3 protein-coding genes are annotated in these 3,753 nt (G+C 33.4%); 2 read left to right on the forward strand and 1 reads right to left on the reverse strand.

What is annotated here, in order from left to right; all coding sequences use genetic code 11:
- Nucleotides 1-132: 132 nt before the first annotated feature.
- A complete protein-coding gene (locus AMN81_RS03035) occupies nucleotides 133-1,074 on the reverse strand; it encodes an ABC transporter substrate-binding protein (protein WP_072090651.1) in 942 nt (313 codons plus the stop codon).
- Nucleotides 1,075-1,257: 183 nt separating this feature from the next.
- On the opposite strand from AMN81_RS03035, the gene AMN81_RS03040 reads away from it, so the two are divergent.
- Both AMN81_RS03040 and ald read left to right on the forward strand, forming a co-directional pair.
- Nucleotides 1,258-2,604: an omega-aminotransferase AptA gene (locus AMN81_RS03040; RefSeq protein ID WP_072090652.1), complete on the forward strand. Its 1,347-nt coding sequence runs from the start codon at nucleotides 1,258-1,260 to the stop codon at nucleotides 2,602-2,604.
- Between the two features lie 9 nt (nucleotides 2,605-2,613).
- On the forward strand, nucleotides 2,614-3,726 hold the full coding sequence (ald, locus tag AMN81_RS03045; protein WP_072090653.1) for an alanine dehydrogenase: 1,113 nt from the start codon (nucleotides 2,614-2,616) through the stop codon (nucleotides 3,724-3,726).
- Nucleotides 3,727-3,753 lie beyond the last annotated feature (27 nt).

The raw sequence follows: 3,753 nt of genomic DNA on the forward strand, positions 1-3,753 counted from the left end.
GAGTTTTAAAAATCATGTTCAGATTTTGAGAAATCAGATCACTCATAAGTGCCTTATATTAGAAATTTTATAAAAAAAATAGGCACCAATTATAAAATCAGTGCCTATTTAAAAAGTTTTAAACCCTTAAAATTACAAAGGTAAGAAACTTGTATCTACAGCTCCTCCTGGAGTTCCCATACCTTTTAGGAAACCATCAAGATTACCACTTTCCATAGATGCTTTTGTTTCTTCTGGAGTTAAGAATTTGAAACCACTCAAAGTGTCTTTCATATCCGCAACTGTCATTTCAGAAGCTTTCGCCATAGCGTTCATGTCAGCTTTACCAGCTTTATATCTAGCATTAGCTTCATGAGTAACTTCGATGAAAGTTCTTAACATACCTGGGTTTTCTTTCATGAATTTATCTGTAACAGAAGTGATATCTATACCTAAGATACCAGCTGCTCTAGCTTCATCTACAGTTAAAAGTCTTGATCCAACTGCAGTTGCTGCTTTGATAGAGTTACCACCAAATAAACATGCCATTACAACATCGCCACTTACTAATGCAGCAGCACCTTCCTCAGGGTCCATCTGAATAATGTCCATTTTACCTCTGTCAGCACCAACAACTTTCATACTTTCATCAAAAACGTATTCAGCCATTGTTCCCAATGGAACAGCAACTTTTTTACCTTCTAATTCAGTAGCGTTTGCTTTTGTAATTCCAGAAGCGTTAGATGTAACACAAGTAGTTCCACCCATTCCGTATTCCATAGCAATATCAACTAGTTTGATAGGTGCATTAGATTTTACAGCATTTATAAAAGGTACTAATCCTTGAGAGTAAGAAATATCAATATCTCCTGCTAACATTGCATCAGTCATTGCTCCACCATTAGTGAAATTTGTCCATTTAACTGGAACACCAAGAGCTTTAGCAAAATTCTTTTTCTGCATGTCTTCTAAATTTGGGCTTGGCCATTCTAGAAAGTATGCAACTCTAACTTCATTAGCAGCTGAATTAGCAACTGAAATTGATAGGTTAAGTGCAAAGATAGATCCTAGAATAAAACTTAGTATTTTTTTCATTTATTCCCCTATGTTTAATTAATTAAATTAACGATATTTAAATTCAAATTGGGCCTGATGTAAAACAAAAAAGAAATTTTATACAATCATTAGTTGTGTCAATAATGTGGTAGTTAATCCATTTATTTTAGTCTAAAGAGGCCTTAAGATTTAAATTAAAATATTTTATAGAAAGAAATTTTTATGAGCACACAAAACAAAACAGCAATTCCAAATTCTCTAAATGAGCATTGGATGCCTTTTACATCTAACAAAGATTTTAAAGAGAACCCAAGATTAATTGTTGAAGCTAAAGGTGTGTATTTAAAAAACCATCAAGGACAAACTCAAATAGATGCGAGCTCTGGATTATTTTGTAATCCTCTAGGCCATGGTAGAGAAGAAATTATTGAAGCAATAACAAATCAATTAAAAACTTTAGATTATTGTCAACCTTTCCAACAAGGTTTTGGTGGATCATTTGAATTAGCGACTAGAATTTCAAAACATACTCCAGGAAACCTCAATAGAATGTTTTATACTATTTGTGGTTCTACTGCTGTTGAGACCGCAATTAAAATTGCAATCGCTTATCACAGAGCAAGAGGAGATAGTCAAAGATTTAGATTTGTTGGTAGAGAAAGAGGTTACCACGGAATGAACATTGGTGCGACTTCTGTTGGAGGTATGGTTAATAATGTTAAAACTTTTGCAAGTGTTTTAATGCCAGGTGTTGTTCATATGAGACATACACATTTACCAGAACATAAATTTGTAAGCGGTCAACCTGAAACGGGTGTTGAGTTAGCAGAAGACTTAGAAAGAATTTGTATGAACTTTGGAGCTGAAAATATTGCAGCATGTATTGTTGAACCTATTGCAGGATCAACCGGTACATTAGTTCCACCAAAAGGATATCTACAAAGATTAAGAGAGATTTGTGATAAGCATGGAATACTTTTAATTTTTGATGAAGTAATTACAGGATGGGGAAGAACAGGATCTCCATTTGCATCACAAGAGTATGGAGTAACTCCAGACATGATGACAATGGCAAAAGCTACTACAAACGGTATAAGCCCGATGGGAGTTGTTGCGTGTAAAGAAGATATATATGATGCCATCGCAGAAAATGCTCCTAAAGGAACAATTGAATTATTTCATGGATATACTTATTCAGGAATTCCAATTTCTGTAGCTGCTGGATTAGCTGTACAGGATATTATTGAAAAGGATGATATTTTCAATAGAGCTAAAAATTTAGCACCTTATTTCCAAGAAGGTTTAATGTCTCTAAAAGATATTGATGTTGTAGATAACATTAGAGGTTATGGAATGATGGGTGGAATAGATATTGTAATGGATAAAAAACCAGGTGCAGCAGGATTTACTTGTTTCAAACATTGCTATGAAGCAGGCATTAATTTCAAAGCTACAGGTGATTGTTTAATCATTGCTCCAATGTTTATTTGTGAAAAAAAACATATTGACGAGATTATTGAAAAACTTCGAACTGGAATAACGAATTACGCAAAAAGTAAAAAAAATTAATTTTCTTTTATGAAAATTGGAGTTCCTAAAGAAATAAAACCACAGGAAAATAGAATAGGTTTAACACCTGATAGTGTTAAAACTTTAGTTTCAGAAGGTCATGAAGTATTGGTTGAAAACAACGGTGGTTTTGAAGCTGGTTTTGATAATGATCAATATTTAAAAGCTGGAGCTAAAATTGCTGATACAGCAGCTGATATTTTTAATGATACAGAAATAATAGTTAAAGTTAAAGAACCACAAAAAGTAGAAGTAGATATGATAAGAGAAAATCAAATTATATATACTTATCTTCATTTAGCTGCTGCAAAAGAATTAACTGAGGGATTAATAAAATCTAAAAGTATTAATATTGCTTACGAAACAGTAACGGATGACCATGGAAGACTTCCATTACTTGCACCTATGAGTGCTGTTGCAGGAAGAATGTCTGTACAAGCTGGTGCTCATTGTTTAGAAAAAAACCAGAAAGGTAGAGGTGTATTATTAGGAGGAGTACAAGGAGGTGAACCAGCTAATGTATTAATTCTGGGAGGTGGAGTAGTTGGGGAGAACGCAGCAACAATTGCAACAGGAATGCAAGCAAAAGTTCATATAGTTGACAAGTCAGAAGCAAGATTAAAACAACTAGTAGAAATATTTGGTGATAAAATTATACCTAAACAAAGCGATAAAGTTGATTTAAATAAATTAGTTTCTGAGGCAGACCTTTTAATTGGAGGAGTTTTAGTTCCTGGAGCAGAAGCTCCAAAATTAGTAAGCAGAGAAATGATTAAGTTAATGAAGCGTGGATCAGTAATTGTTGATGTTGCAATAGATCAAGGTGGATGTATTGAGACAAGTAAACCAACTACTCATGGTGATCCAACTTATATTGTTGATGATGTAGTTCATTATTGTGTTGCAAATATGCCAGGCGGAGTTCCAAGAACTTCAACATTTGCATTAAATAATGCAACTTTACCTTTCTTAGTAAAACTTGCTAACAAAGGGTATCAAAAAGCTTTAAGTGAGGATAAAAACTTTTTAGCAGGACTTAATGTATGCAAAGGCTATCTAACATACAAAGCTGTAGCCGACGCATTTGGTTATGAATATCAAAAACCAGAAGATATAATTTAAAACTTATTAAGAGTTTTTAGATATCTT

The organism is Candidatus Pelagibacter communis (assembly GCF_001179845.1).
Lineage (GTDB): Bacteria > Pseudomonadota > Alphaproteobacteria > Pelagibacterales > Pelagibacteraceae > Pelagibacter > Pelagibacter ubique_Q.

Excerpts from the sequence above, each read along its gene's own strand:
- AMN81_RS03035 (WP_072090651.1), bottom strand. The coding sequence starts at position 1,074 with ATGAAAAAAATACTAAGTTTTATTCTAGGATCTATCTTTGCACTTAAC.
- AMN81_RS03040 (WP_072090652.1), top strand. The coding sequence starts at position 1,258 with ATGAGCACACAAAACAAAACAGCAATTCCAAATTCTCTAAATGAGCAT.
- ald (WP_072090653.1), top strand. The coding sequence starts at position 2,614 with ATGAAAATTGGAGTTCCTAAAGAAATAAAACCACAGGAAAATAGAATA.